The following is a 19,680-nucleotide window of genomic DNA, read 5'->3' on the forward strand; positions in this document are numbered from 1 at the left end:
ACTTTCACAAAATCAAAATGTTGATGCTTTCATACAAAATCGCCGTTCAAACAATTGTATCAAACTAACACGCAAAGACGACTGTTTTATACCTCTCGCGTCCCAAACATAGCGTGTTAAAAAAAAATTTGTCAGAATTAATCCTTTGCTTATATCATTAAAATCAACAGGATAAACGTTTTTTTGTACAAGGAATTTTGGTAAAAGTAAAAGCTTATCTTTCCAAGGACGTCCTATTTCTTCACATACAGCACGTCCTGATTTTGGAGAAACATAATAAAGTTTTTCTTGACGACCTGTTACAGCACAACAAGATAAATCAAGCCCAAAACCAAGTTCTTCAAGCAGTAGAAGCTCAAAACGTACAAGCAGTTCAGCATTTATAAATGGATCCTCAAAATTTTGCATAAAAAAATATAACATATCATACAAAACAGGATGAGGATCACGCTCAGGAAGAAGACGTAAATAAAAAGCCATCAATTGTAGAGAATAAAGCGCCTCTGGTAAAACAATCAATCTTGAAGCATGTAAATCAAGCGCTTCAAGCCTAAATAATCCTAAATGTTCATCTAAACGTGCCCACCATTCAGCTTCAACAAAATTTCCAGGCTGAAGAAGAGGAGCCATACGACGAGAACGTCCACCTTTTACAATTCCCATATAGCGACCATGCTGACGTGTCATAATTTCAAGAATAACACTTGTTTCACCATGTTGGCGTGTACCGAGAATAATAGCCTGTTCTTTCCATTTCATTGCATCAAAAAAAACCTAATCCCATTTCGCGATAATGCTCTGGGTTCGCATCCCAATCATCACGCACTTTTACAAATATAAAAAGATGAACTTTCTGTCCCAAGATATCCATTAATTCCTTACGTGCTGCCTGACCGATAGCTTTAATGGTGCTCCCTTTTGCTCCTAAAACAATTTTTTTCTGATTATCACGTTCTACATAAATGACTTGATTAATTTTAACTGCACCATTTGCACACTCTTCCCAATTTTCTGTTTCAACCGTTGATGAATAAGGAAGTTCTTGATGGAGACGAAGAAAAAGTTTTTCACGCGTAATTTCAGCAGCAAGCTGACGCATAGGCATATCAGAAATTTGATCTTCTGGATAATACCATGGCCCTTCTTGCATAATTGTACTAAGATAATGCAGCAAATCCTTACATCCAGAACCATTTAAAGCTGAAATCATAAATGTCTGTAAAAAATTCACTCGTTCATTCACTTTAGCCGTTAATGCCAAGAGAGATGATTTAACAACCGTATCAATTTTATTTAAAACAAGAATTTTATCCTGCTCAATACTTTTTAAAATATCTAACATTGCATCAACTTCATCTGAAAGACCACTCTGAGCATCAATAAGAACGAGAAGAATATCAGCATTCTTCGCGCCTCCCCAAGCAGCAGAAACCATAGCTCGCTCTAATCGCTTATGAGGACGAAAAACACCTGGTGTATCAATCAGAATAATTTGAGTCTTATCATAAATTACAATACCACGAACTAAAGTTCGCGTTGTTTGTACTTTATGCGTTACAATTGATACTTTTGTTCCAACTAACTGATTAACTAACGTTGACTTTCCAGCATTAGGCACACCAATGAGAGCAACAAAGCCTGAACGCGTTTTAATAAGATCATTCACGATTATGTTTCCCCTCTATTTCCATATACCTTCACGTCGCAAAATTCTTTCAGCAGCATCTCTCTCGGCTTGACGTTTAGAACTACCTCGCCCTATCTCAGGTGCATAACCACAAATACTTACCTCAACCATAAAAACCGGATCATGATCTGGACCATAACGCTGTACAACTTGGTAATGAGGTTGTGCACTATCTTGTGTATGAGCCCATTCCTGTAATTCTGTTTTAGAATCACGTCGACCAGCATTCATCTTCTTGGCTCGATCATGCCAATATCTTTGAATGACAGGACGAACGCTCTCTAAACCTCCGTCAAGATATATTACAGCAATTAAGGCTTCAATAACATCAGCATAAATATTAACTAACCGACGACCTTCTAAGTTTTTCATTTCACAACCAACATGAACCATATCGGGTAAACCCATTTCCAATGCAATATCGGCACATGTTTGTGCATTGACCAAGCCATTCAAACGTACGGATAATTCACCTTCACTTGCTTGTGGAAAAATTTGATAAAGCATTTCAGCAATCAAAAGCCCAAGAACTCGATCACCTAAAAACTCTAATCTTTCATAATTACCCTGCTCTGAACTTTGCACACTAGAATGTGTCAATGCTCTTTTTAATCTGTCTGCATCTTTAAAACTATGCCCTGTCAGCTTCTCCAGCTGATCAATAATTTGATGCTCCATCACAGAATTCCTACTTATTTATCAAGCGGAAAGTCGCGAATAGTGTGAATGAAAGAAAATAAACGATTCCAACGCACGTCAAATGGCCAACGCCAAATCTGCCACGCACTCGAACCATTACTAATAGAGAAAAAAATCAAATTAGCTCGACCAATAAGATTTTCATCTGGAACATATCCTACATTCAAACGGCTATCATCTGAATTATCACGATTATCACCCATCACAAAATAATGTCCTGGTGGAACCTCAAAAACCTTTGTATCATCAACCTGAGGGATAAAACCTAAATTAAGTGTATTGTAACTTACACCGTTAGACATTGTTTCACGATAAACATCAACAGGATGATTAACCTCTGTCACATCAGGATCATCAACCTTTCCCATAAACTGACGTGAAACAGCTTCATCATTAATATAGAGAACACTTTGACGAACTTGAACACGATCACCGGGTAATCCAACAACACGTTTAATATAATCAATATCCGGATTGCTAGGTAAACGAAAAACCAAAACATCCCCACGCTTAGGCTGAGATGCCCAAATCCGTCCTGAAAAAATAGGAGGAGAAAAAGGTATAGAAAAACGAGAATAACCATATGCATATTTGGAAACGAACAGATAATCTCCCACTAGCAAAGTAGGACGCATCGAACCAGAAGGAATAGTAAAAGGCTGAAAAAAAAGTGTACGAATAATTCCAGCCAAAAATAAAGCCTGAATTAGAACAGAAAAAAATTCAATAATTTCACTTTTTTTATCTTTTTTTTGCATTTTCTCTTCTTGTTTCATCCTGTACTACCTTTTTATAGATAAAACTTATTTTGCAATCATAATATCCAAATAATAAAAGCACAATCTCTCATGGAATCTATCCACGTGGAAGTGCTTCTATAATAACAAATGCCTGTGCCCAAGGAAAATCATCTGTTATACTGAGATGAACCATCACCTCATGGTGAGGAGGTAATAATCTTTTTAATTGTGTGTGCGCACAATTCGTTAGTCTCATAGTCGGTTTGCCAGATGATAAATTAACTACCCCCATATCTTTCCAACTAACACCACAAGCAATTCCTGTTCCTAAAGCTTTAGCGCACGCTTCTTTAGCAGCAAATCTTTTAGCATAGGAACTAGATCGCTGACAAAGACTTTCAGATTTTTCCTGTTCAACATCTGTAAAAATACGCTGAATAAAACGATCACCATAGCGAACCAACATCCTCTCAATTCGCCTTATATCAACCATATCACTGCCAAGACCAATAATCATAAATATTACCTAAGCTTTTTTGCTTTGAACATCTCTCTCTTACCATCTTTTGATAGCGATTTTTTTTGAAAATGAATTATTGTTCTGTAAACACCTATATAAGATAAACTACCAAAAATAATACCTAAAAATATTCCACCCACAAACATCGGCATCATAATCAAATTCCATGTTTCCCAAAAAAATAACCATGCTTGCGAAAACGTCAAACCATCTAACATATTGCGAATTTGTGAAAAAGAAATTTCACTTTCATTACCAAAGAACAATAAAAATAGGCGACCGATTTTATAATCAGCCATGATGATAAGAAAAAATGTCAATGGATTAGAGAAAACAGTTCCGATAATTGCCGCAGCGAAATCACCACGTAAAACCCAAGAAAAAAATATTGCTAAAATGATGTGCAATCCCAAAAGAGGTGAACAGGCTGCAAAAATACCAATAGAGAACCCCAACGCCACTTTATGAGGCGTCGCTGATATACGCAAAATACGTTTACGCATATGATAAAACAAACGACATGGGCTAAGCTTACGTCGAACACGCTTTCCAAAATTCATCGGTGTTCGATAATTAAAAAATATGTGGTTACTCATATATACCTTGTACACACTAAATAATGCTTATATTTTATGTTATTCAGATTTATTTCATCAAGCATTTTCGCAGAAAAATTAATAAAATTCAAATATTTCGGCTTCCTGGTTTAATCGCCGGAAGCACAGCAAGCTCAGGAGGCAAAGCATTAGCATCATAAGATGCAATTTCATACTCGGCAAGTGAAATGATTGGGACTCCTACATTAACTTTACCACCAGACCGATCAAGAATACATGCACTCGCTACCACAGTGGCTTTTGCTTCAACCAATGCTTCAATGGTCTCACGAATAGAAAGACCTGTTGTCATAATATCTTCAACAATAATAACCCGCGCATCTTTTTCAATTTCAAAGCGGCGTAATTGGAATATACCATTCACACGCTCTACCCAAATAGAGGGAACGCAAAGATGACGTGAAGTCTCGTACGAAGGAATGAGACCACCAATTGCAGGCCCAACTACGTAGTCAATTTTCTCTTTCACATATTTCTTAATTTTTTGGGCCAAAGCATAACACAGCTTTTCGGTAAGATCAGCATGCATAAACACTTTTGCCTTTTGTAAATAAGTAGCACTATGACGACCTGATGTTAAAATAAAATGCCCTTCTAAAATAGCATCTGCTTGTTTGAAAATATTAATCACATCTTGTGTATTCATTGCATAATCTCTTTACCCATAAACCCGATGTACCGTATTCACTGATCTCGCTCTTTTTAACTGAGAAAAGATACGATTTAAATGTTTTAAATTCCAAATCTCAAGATCAATAATAATTTCTGTAAAATCTGTTCCCTTACGAACAAAAGATAAATTTTCAATATTGGCATCATTTACAAAAATGATCTGAGTAATTTCAGCCAAAGAACCAGGACTATTTACAGCTAAAATATTGATTCGAATAGGAAAACGTTCACTCATCTCAGAATCAAGATCCCAGCGGACATCAATCCACCGTTCTGGCTGATCATCATAAGCCGTTAAAGCCGAAGATTGTATCGGATAAATAATAACACCTACACCCGGCTGCATAATACCAACAATTTGATCTCCTGGCACAGCTCCCTCAGGAGAAAATTGTATTGGAATGTCGCCTTTTGTGCCTTGAATAGGTAACACTCTATATTGACGCTCTTTCTTTGAAGTTTTTCCTTTTTTATTTTCAAGAATCTTTAAAATCATACCTTGAGCATTTTCAATATTAAACCAGCTTCTTTCCTTAAACTTAAACGATGGCTTTTTCACCACAGAATCATCTTGATAATTTGGATAAATCGCTTTCATTACATCTATAGCAGCCAATTCACCACGTCCAACAGCCGCTAAAACATCTTTTACGTCCTTACGTGCCAAACGCGGTAAAATTTGCTTAAGCATGTCTTGCGAAAATTGTTTTCCCGCACACTCAAAAGAACGTTCAAGAATACGGCATCCCAAACCTGAATATTGCTTATGTATTGCTGAACGTGTCGCTCGACGAATTGCAGAACGTGCCTTACCTGTTACAACAAGGGATTCCCACACCGCTGGTGGAGATTGAATCTGCGAACATATAATATTAACTTCATCACCATTTTTTAATTTGGTCATTATGGGCATAATACGACCATTGATTTTTACTCCCACGCAAGAATTACCAATATCGGTATGTACTGCATAAGCAAAATCAATGGGTGTAGCGCCTTTTGGAAATGCAATTAACTGCCCTTTCGGCGTAAAACAGAAAACCTGATCATGAAAAAGCTCAAGCTTTGTATATTCTAGAAACTCTTCTGGATTATGGCCATCTGCCAAAGATTGAATTGTTTGGCGCAACCATGCATAAGCATTAGTCTCACTTGATAATCGTGATGATGAATAATCAGAACCGTGATCTTTATAAATGGCATGTGCTGCAACGCCATATTCAGCAATCCGATCCATTGCACTGGTTCTGATTTGTAATTCAATGCGTTGCCCTGAAGGCCCGACAATTGTTGTATGAATTGAACGATAATCATTTTGTTTAGGAATAGAAATATAGTCCTTAAAACGGCCAGGAACCATCGGCCATGTAGTGTGTATAATACCAAGAGCGCGATAACAATCATCTACGCTCTCAACAATTACACGAAATCCAAAGATATCAGATAATTGTTCAAAAGATAAAGTCTTACTTTCCATTTTACGAAAAACTGAATAAGATTTTTTCTGACGACTTTTAACATTGGCTTTAATACCGTTTTTTAAAAAAAGTTTTGTCAATTCTTTTTCAATTGTGGAAAGCAAATCGCGATTGCGCACTAATAATTCAGAAAGCCGATCATTAATAGTACGATAACCCTCTGGATTTAAATAAAAAAAAGAAAGATCCTCTAGCTCTTCACGCATATCTTGCATACCCATACGGCCAGCAAGCGGCGCATAAATATCCATTGTCTCTTCAGCAATCCACCGACGCTTATCATCACGCATGACATCAAGGGTACGCATATTATGAAGACGATCTGCCAATTTAACCAAAAGAACACGAATATCATCAGAAATAGCAATAAGAAGCTTACGAAGATTTTCTGCTTGCACAGCTTTCTTCGACACGAGATCAAGCTTATTAAGCTTTGTAAGCCCTTCAACTAATTTACCAATTTCAGATCCAAACAGTTGATCAATTTCTTCTCTTGTAGCATTTGTATCTTCAATTGTATCATGCAAAAGAGCGACAGCAATTGTTGCTTCATCTAAGTGCATATCCGTTAAGATAGCAGCAACTTCTAAAGGATGAGAAAAATAAAGATCACCTGAAGCACGCTTTTGATGACCGTGCTTCTGCATTGCATAAACATAGGCTTTATTTAATAAATCGACATTTACGTCAGGCTTGTAACGCTGCACACGCTCAACCAGCTCACACTGACGCATCATATAGATATCCTCAGAAATTTTGTAATTAAATTATTATTAAACACCCTACCAATAAAGAAAAAACAAATCTACTAAATGATAATCTATGTATTACTTTTTCAATAAAATATGATTATTAATAATCATCATTTTTCTCTGGGACAACTAAGCTTTCAATACCTGCTAAAAGCTCTTCTTCTGACATGTAATCAAATGAACCACTGCTTTCTTCTGATGAAGAGCTCAAAATATCTCTGGATTCGCTTGCGTGAGAAATAAACTCCATTGTTCCTTCTGGCTCATCAACTTCCACATGCTTTTGTAAAGAGTGAATAAGATCTTCTTTTAAATCAGCAGGAGATAAAGTTTCATCTGCTATTTCACGTAAAGCAACAACTGGATTTTTATCATTATCACGATCAATTGTAATCTGTGCACCTTGTGAAATCTGACGAGCCCGATGCCCAGCTAAAAGCACCAACTCAAAGCGATTATCAACCTTATCAATACAATCTTCCACTGTTACACGGGCCATTTATGTCCCTTTCTTCAAGGTTCAAAAATTAACAACTGTTTTAGAGTATATACAATAATCAAAACAAAAAACAAGGAAAACAATATACACCTTATTATTTTTTTCCAACTATAGCACTATAGCAAAACTCTTGAAAAAAATTTAGGTCTATAAAAATACTAAGATCTATAAGTTTTTGAAAATAAAACAATCTCAAACTATCGCATTCTAATAACACAATAATTATTCATAGTTAAAGAAAATGGATCGCACAAAAAAGTAAGCGCATTCATCAAAAAAATTACAATATAAACGGCATTGCTATATTTCTTCTCTCTATAACCATAAAGATGTATTCAGATATAAACGAAAACTGATAGTATATTACAGCTGAAAAACTAAGTGCAGAGAACAAAGCTTTAACCAACTTATTAATCATAAAGCACTATATTATAAGGCTATTTGCCATAAATATCCGAGCTTTCCTCCACCGGCAAATTAAATATACCTAATCCACAAGCATCTTTAAAAGATATAGTTTTTTAATCCATCACTATGCAAAAAATTAAGTCTCTATAATTAAGAAAATAACATATCCCCCTTCAAAAAGAAAAAACTCAATGAAGCGCATCGACAATAATACACTATCTATGAATCTCTAGCTCTAGACTAAATCATCAACATCACGGACTTTATAGAAAAAACTTTAAACTCTTTTGGTAATGTATGGTCAATACATTACAACTAATCATAGCAATACATATTCTCTCTATAACACAATCAGCAACAAATTCATCTAATCGTATTGTGAAAAATCTCTGTATGCATATTATAAAACTGTTTACAAAAATATACTCGACTGAATATCAAATAAAATAGCTTAAAAGATTTTTGATAAAATATAATTGGTACCTGCAATCCATGAACAGTAAATTAACATCATTGTGCCCAGAGCCACCTCCAAATTGTAATTTGTGTCCTCGCCTAAATAACTTTATCGCTGACTGGCGTATTAAAGAACCTCATTGGCATAATGCACCTGTTAGTCCATTTTTCCCTCATAAAGGGGCTGCAACAACACGCCTTCTAATTGTTGGACTTGCTCCTGGATTACGCGGAGCAAACCGAACTGGACGTCCTTTCACAGGTGATTATGCTGGACACCTTCTTTATTCAACGTTAAAAAAGTTTGGTTTTGCTCAAGGTACTTTTGCAGAAAGATCAGATGATTCCCTAGAACTCATCGATACTGCAATTGTTAATTCAGTACGTTGTGTTCCACCAGAGAATAAACCCACTGGCACTGAAATCAACACTTGTCGACATTTTTTTTCACCTCTTTTAACAAATCTTCCTCAACTAAAAGCCATCATTACTCTTGGCAGCATTGCGCATAACTCCACTATACGAGCTTTAAACGCAAAAACCTCAGCACACCCTTTTGGTCATGGAAAAATTAGTGATATTGGTAGATTACGTATTTTTTCAAGCTATCACTGTTCACGCTATAATACTAATACCGGCCGTTTAACAGATACTATGTTCTATCAAATCTTCGAAGCTGCAAAAATCTATTTAAATCAATGTTGAAATCTTTCTAACGAAGATATGGAAATTTCTTTTCCATTATCCATACTTTCTAAAAAGTCGTGCCTTTTCACGCTCCCAATCTCGTTTTTTTTCTGTTTCACGTTTATCGTGAAGTTTTTTACCACGTGCTAAAGCAATTTCCAATTTAACACGCCCTCGTTCATTAAAATAAAGTTTAAGTGGAGTAATCGTCATACCCTCACGAGAAATTGCATTAAAAAAACGCGCCATTTCACGCTTTGAAAGTAATAATTTACGCAAACGACGTGCATCATGATTAAAACGATTCGCTTGCGTATATTCAGGAATATGAGAATTAATCAACCATAATTCTCCCTTTTCAAAGCTAGCATAACTTTCAGAAATATTGGCATGATTGGAACGTAAAGACTTAACCTCTGTTCCTTGAAGAACAATACCGACCTCAAGAGTATCAAGAATTTCAAAATTGAAACGTGCTTTACGATTATCCGCAATAACTTTTCGTATTGATGCTGTCTTTTTTTTGTTGTTCATAGCTATTTCAACATAATTTTATTCTTTAAGAAGACCTGCATGTTGCAAAGCAGCATCAATAATCCTCTTTGTAGTATTGTCTAATGGAACAATCGGTAAACGAACAGTATCCCTACAAATTCCCAATTTTGCAGCAGCATATTTAATACCCGCTGGATTTGGTTCAATAAATATTGCACAATTAAGGGGCATTAAACGATCATTTAATTCTAATGCTGTATTATAATCACCACGATGGCAAGCAGTATAAAGCTCTGAACAAAGCTTTGGAGCAACATTAGATACAACTGAAATACACCCTACACCTCCATGTGCATTAAAGCCTAATGCTGTTCTATCATCACCAGAAAGCTGTATAAAATTCTTACCACATTTTTCTCGTTGTTCACTTACCCGCTCAATTTTACCTGTTGCATCCTTAACACCAACGATATTTTTAAAATCCTGACAAAGATTTTTCATAGTTTCTACAGTGAGATCAATAACAGATCGCCCGGGAATATTATAAATCACAATAGGAATAGAAACAGCTTTTGCAATAGCAGAAAAGTGAGCATATAATCCCTTTTGATTAGGCTTATTATAATAAGGGGTTACCACTAAAACTGCATCTGCACCTACTTTCTCTGCATGCTGTGCAAGCTCGACAGCCTCATCCGTGCTATTTGACCCCGCCCCTGCAACAACAGGAACACGCTTAGAAACTTGTTTAACGCATAATTCTACAACTCGCTTATGTTCTTCATGACTTAAAGTTGCTGACTCGCCTGTTGTCCCAACGGGACTCACACCATGAATACCTTGTCCGATTTGCCATTCAATAAAATTGCAAAATGACTTTTCATCAATAACACCATCTTCATTAAATGGTGTAATCAATGCAGTTAGTGCTCCCTTGAGCATAATAAACTCCTGATAATATTAAATTTTATTTTTAATAACCATCTTATTATAATAACATAGTCTTGCTCTCTGGCTGAAGCAAGTTGAATTTCATAAAGATCTTACAATATTAATTTATAATTTCTGTATGCTGAATATTTCCTAAAAACACAACTAAGTTGTTAACATGTCATTCATGCTTCTCTTTTAAAATTTATAAAATATTGCCTAAAAAGCAAGATCTAAAGGTCTTTCATCAATGTATATAGTCTCTGTTCACTTTTTTGTATCAATCTTTATTATACTCAAATTGGCAGCTATCATTTTACTCTCAAATGCCTCAGCACAAGCAGTTTTTCTACCACAAAACGGACCAATTCCCTTGGTTCATCCTCACTCTTTTATCACCATAGAAAAACTTAAAAAATCTTTTGAGGCTAATCATCCTATAAATAATAATATCCCAACAAAAATTAAGATTACTAAAACTAACCAGCTTAAATTCGGCTTAGATACTCTTTCAAGCAAAGATATTATGAAAACAATAGCGCTTCGCAATACAATGCCTCAAAACAGTCTTGATCGCCATATCTTAACATGGGCAATAAATACATCATATCAAACGAATATACCAAGCTCTGAAATATTAAGGGCCATCAATGAATTAAAAGGTTGGCCAGGTATGAATATAATGAAACGCAATGCTGAACGTGCTTTCATTAATGAAAACAATTCTACACAAGCGATTATTCAAAAATTTATTCACCATTCTCCCCTCACTGTACAAGGAATGGCTGCACTTGCCAAAGCCCTTATCGTAACTGGACAAACCACCCGTGCACGACAAATTATTGCACCGTGGTGGCATACAGTACAGCTCAATGCTCAAGAAGAAGATCTTATTCTTAAAAATGCAAGCACTGCATTAAAACCCTCTGATCATCTGAAACGTATGAAGATTATGCTTTATGCAAATCGTATTGATTCAGCTCAGCGGATTGCAAAATTAGCCCATGCCCAATCTCTCTTTAATGCTTTTGCTGCTGTTGAAAAAAATGAACCTCAAGCCGCACAAAAACTAAAAGCTGTTGATCAGTCATGGAAGAAAGATCCTCTTTTACAATTTGCTAAAATTCGTTATTTTCGACGAACTGGACAATATGAAACTGCTGCACAACTCATGATGCAAGCACCACGAGATCCGATAAATCTTATTAACCCTGATGCATGGTGGATAGAACGACGTGTTCTTTCTCGCGAAATGCTTGATTTAAACAAGCCTAAAATTGCTTATCAACTTGTTTCAGCTCATATTGGCGGAACATCTTCATTTAAAATTGATGCTGCGTTTCACGCCGGATGGTATGCACTTCGATTTCTTCATAGCCCCAAGACGGCAATGCATCACTTTACGCATATCACTCAACTCTCCTCTTCTCCTCTCTCAATATCCCGTGGCTATTATTGGATGGGGCGAACAGCAGAAGCCTTAGGTGAATATAAAAATGCTCAGCATTATTTTCAGCGCGCTGCTCATTTTGGTACAACTTATTATGGTCAATTAGCAGCCTCTCGACTTAACGAAAAAAAACTTGAAATTCATTTTCCTAGGCCAACAATGAATGAACGGCAAAGTTTTAGTGCACGAAAAGGTGTTCAAGTTATCCAAAGGCTTGAAGCTGCTGGCTATGCTAATCTCGCTAAAATTTTTTATAAAGAACTCAGCACAACAATAGACAATCCTGGTGAATTAGCTCTTTTAGCTGTTATGTCAGAAAAAAGTGGCGACTATTATACTAGCCTCAAAATCGGTAAAACTGCTGTTGTTCAAGGTAAGGCCGTCAGCGCTCTTTCCCATCCTATCGGGGCTATTCCAACATCCATCAACTTTTCTGCAACAAAAAAAGCACTTATCTATGCCATTGCACGCCAAGAAAGCGAATTTAATCCTGTCGCTATATCAAAAGCTGGAGCCCAAGGTATGTTACAATTGTTACCTACCACAGCAAAAGCATTAGCTAACAAACATTCAATTGCGTGGTCTCACAAAAAATTTAGCAGTGATGTCAATTATAATACTATATTAGGTGCTCATTTTTTAAGTGAACAATTAGAGCGTTTTAACGGATCTTATATATTGGCTTTTATCAGCTATAATGCAGGCTTCCGTCGCGCAAATGAATGGATAGAACGTTACGGTGATCCTAGAGGACAATCTCTTGATAACGTTGTCGACTGGATCGAACGTATCCCCTATACAGAAACGCGCAACTATGTGATGCGTGTTATAGAAAATTATGAAGTTTACAAAGCGCGTCTCATTGGAACCACAGATATCAAATCTGATCTCATTGCCGGTTACAGAAAGTCATAGACTCTCGTCTATTTCAAAATAGATCCTCTTCTTATCTTTTATTGTAGGATACGGTATAATGAAGTTATGTAAATGCCTTTAAAATAAGCAGATGTAAAACCATATATGTTATTGCTTTTGAAGCATTTAATAAAAATCGGAATATCCCTTTAGTTCATAATGGTGATATCTTTTATTACATTATTAGCCTAATTTGAAAAGCATACTTTAGCTTTTACCTGTAAATTAAGTATCTCCCTCTCATACAATGACACATTGAGACAGTTTCAAATTTTCACTGCTATCCCAGTTTTATATATAATAGACTGAAATGAAAACGTTAAATACACCAACTTAGCTTATCTCTACAATTAAAGAGATAACAATTTGAAAAGAGCATAATTAAAGTAACACCAATGTCTAGCTTTATTACTTGTTTAAATCAACTTTACGTCTTTCAAAATTATCTAAAGCAAGACATTTAAAATAATGAATATTAACAATAACTTCATACTTTTTTCATCCTTTAATAGGATCATATTCCTTACGAAAAAATAGTCTACAATTAATTTACGAATCCGTTTTAAAAGATATTTATACTTTCTCCCCAACTCATTTCTTATCATCATCCACTGAAAATATAATACAAGCTCAACCGAATTACCACCATCTTTACCTTTATATTTATGAAGCAAAAAACCAATACCATCATTACTTCTATATTTTTATTTACTCACTAATATTACAACTTCTTTCTTATGTAGATATCTCCTAAAAGGTATTATAAAATTCCCTCTCAAATAATTTATCATCCATTCTTTTTTCTTATGATGTTTAGATAAATGGTTTTGTTTGCTTCAAAAAGAGAAATTAAAATGAAAAAACATTCTTCCAGTAGGAGCTATCATTCAAAGAAAATAACACTCCATTCATTGTATCAAAATTGCATCTCTCACTTCACTAATTGCTTTCACCACTTATATATTTTAAAGTAAAAATAATATTCGCGTTTTTGTGTATCATAAGCACAGTTATAATAATAATTTAAAAGGGAATTTGTATCTTATTATATAGAGATAGGATTACAAAATGGACAAGTTTGTTGGTTATGAAGAAAATGCAATACTACCCTATACTGCCGTAGCAACTATTGATATTGGTGCAATTGTTGCTAATTATAAAACCTTAGTCCAACGTGTTGCTCCTATAGAATGTTCCGCTGTTGTAAAAGCTGATGCCTATGGGCTAGGAGCTGAAAAAATTGCCCCTGCACTTTATCAAGCTGGTTGCCGCACTTTTTTTATTGCCCATCTTAAAGAAGCACTCCAATTAAAAGCTATTTTACCCAATAATGTTACCCTTATCCTTCTGAATGGTATTCCCCCTACTGCAGAAGAATTCGTGACTCAAACTGGTATTGTTCCTGTTCTTAATTCTCGGAATGAAATTGAAAACTGGCAAATGCATTGTCAAAAAAATGGTAAAAAATTTCCAGCAATCATTCAAATTGATACTAATATGAATCGACTAGGGCTTGATCAAGAAGAGCTACAATGGTTGATCCAAAATCCTTCTCTCTTCGAAATAGCAGACATAAAATATATTATCAGCCATCTTGCTAATGGAGATAATGCAACACACGCATCCAATTGCGAACAAAAAAACGCTATGAAAACAGCACTTGCACAACTTCCTACCTGTAAAGCTTCACTTGCTAATTCTGGAGGAATCTTTCTTGGCCCAGACTTTTATTTTGATCTTGTTCGCCCAGGTATTGGACTTTATGGAATTGATCCCCATCAACAACATCCCACATCTCTTAAACCTGTTTTAAAACTTAAGGCTCAAGTTATTCAAAGCCGTTGCACTGAAGCAGGGTCTCCTGTGGGTTATGGTGGAAGTTTCATCACTCAAAAGCCCAGCATTCTTACCACCATTTCTATTGGTTATGCTGATGGCTGGCTACGGAACCTTTCTAACAAAGGTTTCGTTTATTTCAATCAACACAAACTACCCATCATTGGACAAATTTCTATGGACTCTATTATTGTTGATGCAACTAATCTTCAACATGAAAAACCAAAACGAGGTGATTGGGTAGAACTTATTGGAAAACATCAAACTATCGAAAATGTTGCTGCAGATGCAGGAACCATTCCTTACGAAATTCTTACTTCTCTTGGTTCTCGTTATAAACGTATTTACATTTAAATCTTCGAATTCTCATAAAATGAATCTAAGATAACTATGATCAGTCTTAAACAAAAATCGAAATAAATTATATCCAACTCTATAAGCTTGATATAGGCTTTCTTAATTGAACATAAGAAAATAAATTTAAATCGTGTTCACCAATGGTGGACAAGAACAAATCAAAGTTCTATCACCAGAAACATTGTCAATACGTGAAACAGGCGGCCAATATTTATTTGCTGGATCAAAGCGAGGGTCAGGAAAAGCAGCCTCTTTTCTCGAATAAGCCCGTTTCCAATTATCATCTAAAGTGTCTGCTAATGTATGCGGCGCATTCACCAATGGATTATCATCTTTCGGCCAAATGCCTTCACCAATTTTCTTAGATTCTTCAGCAATAGATAACAAAGCATCACAAAGACGATCAATTTCTGCCTTCGGTTCTGATTCAGTTGGTTCAATCATCAAAGTTCCAGGAACTGGAAATGACATTGTTGGAGCATGAAATCCATAATCAATAAGACGTTTTGCAATATCATCAACACTGATTCCATATTGCTCTTTCAGCGACCGTGTATCCACAATACATTCATGTGCAACACGCCCATATTTACCCCGATAAAGAATAGAATAAGCCTTTGAGAGGCGCTCAGCAACATAATTAGCATTTAATATTGCTATCTGTGTTGCGCATTTTAATCCATCAGCTCCCATCATCCGAATATACATCCATGTAATCACTAAAATAGAAGCACTTCCGTAAGGAGCTGCTGAAACGGCATGAGTCGTCTTATCTTGTTCGTGGCCAGGTAAAAACGGTTTTAAATGCATTCCAACGCCAATCGGGCCAACACCAGGACCTCCACCACCATGAGGAATTGCAAATGTTTTATGAAGGTTCATGTGACAAACATCTGCCCCCATATCCGCAGGACGTGCAAGACCTACAAGTGCATTTAAATTAGCTCCATCGAAATAGACTTGCCCACCATTTTCATGAATAATGGCACAAATGTCTTTAATGTTTTCCTCATAAACACCATGTGTTGAAGGATAGGTAATCATTAAAGCTGCCAAATGAGCTTTATGCAATTGTGCTTTCGCTTTAAGATCATCAATATCAACATCACCATCACTTAAGCATTTCACTACTATAACTTCCATCCCTGCCATATGTGCTGAAGCTGGATTAGTTCCATGTGCTGATGCAGGAATAAGACAAATATTACGCTGATTATCGCCACGAGATTGATGATATCGCCGAATAGCCAAAAGTCCAGCATATTCACCTTGAGCACCAGAATTAGGCTGAAAAGAAACTTGAGCAAACCCTGTAATTTCACATAACCATGTATTTAACTGGTTTATCATTTCCTGATATCCCAACGCATCATCTTTAGGTGCAAAAGGATGTATATTAGCCACTGTAGGCCAACTCACAGGTATTAACTCAGCCGCAGCATTCAGTTTCATTGTACAAGAACCAAGTGGAATCATCGCCCGATCCAGTGCTAAATCCTTATCTGATAAGCGACGTAAAAAGCGCATCATGTCCGTTTCTGAATGCACTGCATGAAAAAATGATTGCGAAAGAAAAGCAGAATCACGCTCTTTGCCAAAAAGCCTTGTAGCAGTTTCATCAGCTAATTGTGCGTTAAAAAGCTGTGCTAAAGCAATAGCATCTTCTTCTGTTGATAATTCATCAAAATTAATTGCAACCCAATCATCATCAAGAACACGCACAAGCCGCCCACCCATTTTTGCTTGATTTGCAATATCTTGAGCTCTCTTCTCGACAAAAACACTAGTACAATCAAAAAAATATTTGCCCTCACAATGGATACCTACCTCTTCTAAACCAGCAACAAAACGACATGTTAAACTGTGAATACGTTTGGCAATTTCCTGTAGACCTTTTGGACCATGCCAAATAGCATAAGCCACTGCCATATTAGCCAACAAAGCCTGCGCAGTACATATATTCGACGTTGCTTTATCACGTCGAATATGTTGTTCACGCGTTTGCAATGCTAATCGAAAACTAGTACGCCCTTTCGTATCTGCCGATTGCCCAACAATACGCCCTGGAATTAAACGCATTAAAGCATCACTCACGGCAAGATAACCTGCATGAGGACCACCAAAACCCATTGGAACTCCATAACGCTGCATAGAACCAACAACAATATCAGCACCCCATTTGGCTGGCGCTTCCATAAGAGTAAGAGCTAAAGGATCTGCAACAACAATAACTAGAGCCCCCTTCTCCTTTGCCTCTTTAATAACTTCATTATAATCATTAAAGCATCCCCTTGTATCTGGCCATGGCAAAACAACAGCAGCCGTATCAGAACAAACTTGACCTTTTTCGCTCATGTGAATGCCCTGTGTTTCAGCACGTGTCTGCGCAACACTCAATATTTGAGGATGCAAAAAGCCTTGAATCAAAATTTTTGTTCTTTTCTCACGTGCAAAACGGACAGCCACCGCGTTAGCTTCAGCTAAAGCTGTTGCCTCATCAAGAAGTGAAGCAGCCGCAACAGGTAATCCAGTCAATTCACTTATTAATGTCTGAAAATAAAACAAAAGCTCTAAACGTCCTTGGCTAATCTCTGCCTGATAGGGTGTATAAGCGGTATACCAAGCCGGATTTTCAAAAAAATTACGCAAAATAACAGGTGGTACAAATGTTCCATAATAGCCTTGTCCAATAAAACTCTTCCGGACATTATTGCGTTCCATAATCTTCGATAATTCTTCCAAAGCTTTTTCTTCACTTGCTGCTTCTGGTAAATTAAGCAACCGTTTCAAATGAACAGATTCAGGAACAGCTTGAGAAACTAAAGCTTCTATTGAATCAAGCGCTAACACCCTAAGCATTTTTTGTATTTCATCAGATCGAAGCCCTATGTGCTGCGAAACAAAACGATGTTCTTGCATAATTTTACCCAATCAATGCACGATAAGAAGATTCATCTAATAACTCATCAAGCTGTGTCTTATCCTGTATCCTCATTTTCCATAACCAACCTTCCTTTTCGGCTTGCTGATTTACCAACGCAGGATCACCTGCTAAAGCTTCATTAACTTCAATCACTTCTCCATCAATAGGTGCATAAACATCCGATGCTGCTTTAACAGACTCAACAACAGCAGCTGCATCTCCCTTAGAAATATGTATTCCGCTCTGTGGCAAATCAACAAACACCAAATCACCTAACTGCTCTTGAGCATGATTGGTAATTCCAACCGTAGCGATCTGTCCCTCAACACTTATCCATTCGTGATCTTGCGTAAAATAAACTTCAGACATAAACAATTATCCCTTCAAATAACGTTGTTCAACAAAAGGAAGCGAATGAACAGACAACATGATTTTTTTGCCACGCACTTCAGTAAAAACTTCTGTTCCTTCGATTTTCCAATCAATAGGAACATAGCCCATTGCTACAGGACCATTAAAAGAAGGACCAAAACCACCCGATGTCACTATTCCAATCTGTTTCCCCTTATCATCTAGAAGAACTGCACCTGCACGTACAGGCTGACGTCCCTGTGGTTTTAAACCAACACGACAACGAGAAGGCCCTCTCTGATATGCTCTAAGAAAAGCTTCTGCCCCATAAAACTTAGCTTTTTCCCGAACACTCTTGGACACAGCCCATGTCAGTGCAGCCTCAATAGGAGTGGTATCAGGTGTAATATCATTACCATGTAAACACAATCCCGCCTCCAGTCGAAGACTATCACGCGCAGCAAGACCGATCCATTCAACACGATAATCATCGAGTAATTTTTCAACTAATGAACGTGCCTGACTTTCTGGAAGTGCAATTTCAAAACCGTCCTCTCCTGTATAACCAGAACGTGTTACAAACCAACCTTGGTATGGCTCAAACCCTTGCATAAACAAAAGCTCATTACCAAGCAAACCTGCATCAGCAAAAACAGAGGCAGCCTGCGGACCTTGAAGAGCAAGAAAAACTCTCTCAAGCGCAACTATTTGACAGTCAAAATCAACTGCACGTTTTTGAAGTTCGGCAAAATCAGCCTGTGCATTCCCTGCATTAACAACCAGCATAAAACGATATTTATCTAAACGCGTAAGAATAAGATCATCAAGAATACCAGCTTGCTCACTCAGCAAATAATTATAGCGTGATTGGCCTTTTTGTAAAAGGAACGCATCAATAGGAAGTGCATAAGATAAAAATTCAGCTGCTTCTTGCCCTTCAATAGCTATTAACTTCATATGAGAGATATCAAAAAGACCAGCCTGAGCACGTGTATGCAAATGCTCTTTCAAAACACCTAGAGGATAAATTAAAGGCATCATCCAACCAGCAAAAGCGCCAAATTTCGCTTGTGCTTTTTCATGTAAATCATGTAAAGGAAGTTTTTTTAAAGGCAATGTCTCAAATGTCTGCAAATCGGTGCCCATAATTTCTCCAAAGCCACGTTTACCACTCTATATTGTGGTCGTCTTTCTTACCCTTTGTCTCA

General features: G+C 36.7%; 17 protein-coding genes. 3 read left to right on the forward strand and 14 right to left on the reverse strand.

The window, feature by feature from the left end; translation table 11 throughout:
- Positions 1-12 precede the first annotated feature (12 nt).
- From recO to rpoZ, 9 genes are all read right to left on the reverse strand, one after another.
- Complete coding sequence (gene recO / locus B11cv2_RS04080; protein WP_100693435.1) at positions 13-759, reverse strand: DNA repair protein RecO; 747 nt, start codon at positions 757-759, stop codon at positions 13-15.
- A gap of 4 nt (positions 760-763) precedes the next feature.
- Positions 764-1,666 (reverse strand): GTPase Era, encoded by a 903-nt coding sequence (era, locus tag B11cv2_RS04085; protein ID WP_100693436.1) that lies wholly within the window; start codon positions 1,664-1,666, stop codon positions 764-766.
- 15 nt (positions 1,667-1,681) lie between these two features.
- Positions 1,682-2,365, reverse strand: coding sequence for a ribonuclease III (gene rnc / locus B11cv2_RS04090; RefSeq protein WP_100693437.1), 684 nt, complete (start codon positions 2,363-2,365; stop codon positions 1,682-1,684).
- Positions 2,366-2,379: 14 nt separating this feature from the next.
- Positions 2,380-3,162: a signal peptidase I gene (gene lepB / locus B11cv2_RS04095; RefSeq protein ID WP_100693438.1), complete on the reverse strand. Its 783-nt coding sequence runs from the start codon at positions 3,160-3,162 to the stop codon at positions 2,380-2,382.
- Between the two features lie 79 nt (positions 3,163-3,241).
- Complete coding sequence (acpS, locus tag B11cv2_RS04100; RefSeq protein WP_100693439.1) at positions 3,242-3,643, reverse strand: holo-ACP synthase; 402 nt, start codon at positions 3,641-3,643, stop codon at positions 3,242-3,244.
- Between the two features lie 5 nt (positions 3,644-3,648).
- Entirely contained in the window at positions 3,649-4,242 is a 594-nt protein-coding gene (locus B11cv2_RS04105) for a DUF2062 domain-containing protein (RefSeq protein WP_371410309.1), read from the reverse strand.
- An 88-nt stretch (positions 4,243-4,330) separates the two neighbouring features.
- Positions 4,331-4,909, reverse strand: a complete 579-nt coding sequence (gene pyrE, locus B11cv2_RS04110; protein WP_100693440.1) for an orotate phosphoribosyltransferase — start codon at positions 4,907-4,909, stop codon at positions 4,331-4,333.
- 12 nt (positions 4,910-4,921) lie between these two features.
- A complete protein-coding gene (locus B11cv2_RS04115; RefSeq protein ID WP_100693441.1) occupies positions 4,922-7,150 on the reverse strand; it encodes a bifunctional (p)ppGpp synthetase/guanosine-3',5'-bis(diphosphate) 3'-pyrophosphohydrolase in 2,229 nt (742 codons plus the stop codon).
- A gap of 115 nt (positions 7,151-7,265) precedes the next feature.
- Positions 7,266-7,664, reverse strand: coding sequence for a DNA-directed RNA polymerase subunit omega (gene rpoZ, locus B11cv2_RS04120; RefSeq protein ID WP_100693442.1), 399 nt, complete (start codon positions 7,662-7,664; stop codon positions 7,266-7,268).
- A gap of 900 nt (positions 7,665-8,564) precedes the next feature.
- Between rpoZ and B11cv2_RS04125 the strand changes: the two genes are divergently transcribed.
- Positions 8,565-9,233, forward strand: a complete 669-nt coding sequence (locus tag B11cv2_RS04125) for a uracil-DNA glycosylase (RefSeq protein WP_100693443.1) — start codon at positions 8,565-8,567, stop codon at positions 9,231-9,233.
- Positions 9,234-9,269: 36 nt separating this feature from the next.
- Here B11cv2_RS04125 and smpB read toward each other — a convergent pair whose 3' ends face one another.
- Both smpB and dapA read right to left on the reverse strand, forming a co-directional pair.
- The gene (gene smpB / locus B11cv2_RS04130; RefSeq protein WP_035007204.1) at positions 9,270-9,749 is read right to left on the reverse strand and encodes an SsrA-binding protein SmpB; all 480 of its coding nucleotides are present in this window, start codon (positions 9,747-9,749) and stop codon (positions 9,270-9,272) included.
- 18 nt (positions 9,750-9,767) lie between these two features.
- Positions 9,768-10,652 (reverse strand): 4-hydroxy-tetrahydrodipicolinate synthase, encoded by an 885-nt coding sequence (gene dapA / locus B11cv2_RS04135; protein ID WP_100693444.1) that lies wholly within the window; start codon positions 10,650-10,652, stop codon positions 9,768-9,770.
- Positions 10,653-10,890: 238 nt separating this feature from the next.
- Between dapA and B11cv2_RS04140 the strand changes: the two genes are divergently transcribed.
- Together B11cv2_RS04140 and alr are read left to right on the forward strand one after the other, a co-directional pair.
- Complete coding sequence (locus B11cv2_RS04140; RefSeq protein ID WP_100693445.1) at positions 10,891-13,005, forward strand: lytic transglycosylase domain-containing protein; 2,115 nt, start codon at positions 10,891-10,893, stop codon at positions 13,003-13,005.
- A gap of 1,068 nt (positions 13,006-14,073) precedes the next feature.
- Positions 14,074-15,195 carry an alanine racemase gene (alr, locus tag B11cv2_RS04150; RefSeq protein WP_100693447.1) on the forward strand — a complete coding sequence of 374 codons (1,122 nt, stop codon included), beginning with the start codon at positions 14,074-14,076 and terminating at the stop codon, positions 15,193-15,195.
- Positions 15,196-15,321: 126 nt separating this feature from the next.
- Here alr and gcvP read toward each other — a convergent pair whose 3' ends face one another.
- The 3 genes from gcvP to gcvT are packed head-to-tail and all read right to left on the reverse strand — an operon-like array spanning position 15,322 to position 19,618.
- Positions 15,322-18,117: an aminomethyl-transferring glycine dehydrogenase gene (gene gcvP / locus B11cv2_RS04155; RefSeq protein WP_100693448.1), complete on the reverse strand. Its 2,796-nt coding sequence runs from the start codon at positions 18,115-18,117 to the stop codon at positions 15,322-15,324.
- Positions 18,118-18,121: 4 nt separating this feature from the next.
- Positions 18,122-18,490 (reverse strand): glycine cleavage system protein GcvH, encoded by a 369-nt coding sequence (gene gcvH, locus B11cv2_RS04160; RefSeq protein WP_100693449.1) that lies wholly within the window; start codon positions 18,488-18,490, stop codon positions 18,122-18,124.
- A 6-nt stretch (positions 18,491-18,496) separates the two neighbouring features.
- Entirely contained in the window at positions 18,497-19,618 is a 1,122-nt protein-coding gene (gene gcvT / locus B11cv2_RS04165) for a glycine cleavage system aminomethyltransferase GcvT (protein ID WP_100693450.1), read from the reverse strand.
- Positions 19,619-19,680 lie beyond the last annotated feature (62 nt).

Origin of the sequence: Bartonella sp. 1-1C (assembly GCF_002810325.1) — a bacterium.
GTDB classification, from domain to species: domain Bacteria; phylum Pseudomonadota; class Alphaproteobacteria; order Rhizobiales; family Rhizobiaceae; genus Bartonella; species Bartonella rochalimae.